The organism is Stenotrophomonas sp. GbtcB23 (genome assembly GCF_019091045.1).
Lineage (GTDB): Bacteria > Pseudomonadota > Gammaproteobacteria > Xanthomonadales > Xanthomonadaceae > Stenotrophomonas > Stenotrophomonas rhizophila_A.
In genome coordinates, this window is sequence record NZ_JAGXKC010000419.1 from 1 (window position 1) to 271 (window position 271).

General features: G+C 62.0%; 1 pseudogene. It reads left to right on the forward strand.

Annotated features, from left to right (window positions below):
* A pseudogene (locus KVS69_RS21360) lies at positions 1-113 on the forward strand (S26 family signal peptidase); the annotation flags it as partial.
* Between the last annotated feature and the right edge of the window lie 158 nt (positions 114-271).

Here is a 271-nt window from a genome sequence, read left to right on the forward strand (position 1 = left end):
ACGGCCGCTACTTCGGGCCGCTTCCGGCTTCCGCCCTGATCGGCCGGGCAATCCCCCTTTACACCGATGAAGACGGCGACGGCCACTTCGTTTGGTGCGCGCCGACGCGGTGACGGCGTGCCCATGCCTATTCCCACCGCAGATCCAAGGAGGCAAGCATGACCCAGATTGGTCAATTCATTCGCACGAAAACCGGCTTCGAAAGGGAGCTCAGGGCACTCGGCATCAAGGAAGACATTACCCTTGTTCCCGCCGAGCACTCGGACTCCGA